Here is a 1,348-nt window from a genome sequence, read left to right on the forward strand (position 1 = left end):
CCAGAGTTCATATATGGTCTCCTCCAGTATTGCAAGGTGTCATTCAACGATAGCAGGGACAGGTTTGCTGTCATATATACGGTCTTTTAGTGAAGATTATTACTTCTGACCTTGATGTAATCCGCGCATATTGTCCTGATCAGGTTATCGGTATTTACTACCACTGAACTCTATAGGTTTTCAATATGCAGGTTTGACCTGTTATGTCATCGTTTTAGTCACTTACGCAATTCTTTGAAGAGTATTTATACGGGTGAGTAACTCTCACCTGAAGCGCTAATAGCCCAAGCCATTCTCGCCATCTTGTTGGCATAAGCTACACATGCTCGATTATGCCCTCGAGTTTGAACTAGTCGGTTTATCCATTGACTTAATTTATCATTCTTCGTTTTTGCTCTGGAGACAACCGCTTTTGCTCCTTGGATCAACAGGCACCTTAAGTAGCTATTTCCTCGCTTACTTATCCCAAGTAAAGTATCTTTTCCGCCACTACTGTGTTGACGCGGAACGATACCTAAAGACGCTGAAACATCGCGGCCTCTTTTATAGTTACTGCCATTTCCAACTTCATTGAAATAGGCGCTTGATACCATAGGACCAAATCCAGGTATTGTTTGGAGCCGTTGGCAAATATCATTATTTTTTGCTGTTTCAACTATTAATGTACTGTAAGTTTCAATGCAGCTGTCTAAGTTATTCAATTGTGTTTCTAACTGCTTTAGTACCGCTTTAAATGCGCCTGATAATCCGGTATTTTCATCTTCTAAAATTAGGGGGATACTTTTGCGTATTGTGTTTACACCCTGATTTAAAATAATTCCGTATTCAGCAGTTAAGCCTCGGATTTGATTGCATAGTGCCGTTCTTTGTCTGACCGCTAATTCTCTCGCTTTGTGCTGTGCTTGGTTATCTTGTTGCTCAACTGATTTTATACAGACACTTTTAATATGATGTTGTTTTGAAGCAACGCTAATTGCTAAAGCATCGTTATAATCATTTTTATTGCCAACTAAGAAGGCTTTTACATGCTGAGGTGGAATAAGCTTTATCTCATGACCACATTTTCTGATTTCTCGAGCCCAAAAATGAGAAGTTGCACAGGCCTCTAAAGCAACTAAACACGTAGTGTGTTGTTGGAAAAAAGATAACACTTGCGCACGCTTTAACATTTTCTTTTTAACTAAGCGCCCTTGTTCATTGCAGCACACCACATGGAAAAATCTTTTTGCTATGTCTAAACCAATTGTTGTAATCTTCATTTTGGTCTTCTCCCTTTGATTATTGTAACCACTTTAATCATGGCACATAGATGCCGTATAGGGAGGAGACCATTACATCAGGTTAAATA

General features: G+C 39.0%; 1 protein-coding gene. It reads right to left on the reverse strand.

Annotated features, from left to right (window positions below):
- Positions 1-245: 245 nt before the first annotated feature.
- Complete coding sequence (locus GQR52_RS20320) at positions 246-1,259, reverse strand: IS110 family transposase (RefSeq protein ID WP_165729612.1); 1,014 nt, start codon at positions 1,257-1,259, stop codon at positions 246-248.
- Between the last annotated feature and the right edge of the window lie 89 nt (positions 1,260-1,348).

It is taken from the genome of Pseudoalteromonas sp. 31A1 (genome assembly GCF_011378815.1).
Classification (GTDB): Bacteria; Pseudomonadota; Gammaproteobacteria; order Enterobacterales; family Alteromonadaceae; genus Pseudoalteromonas; species Pseudoalteromonas arctica.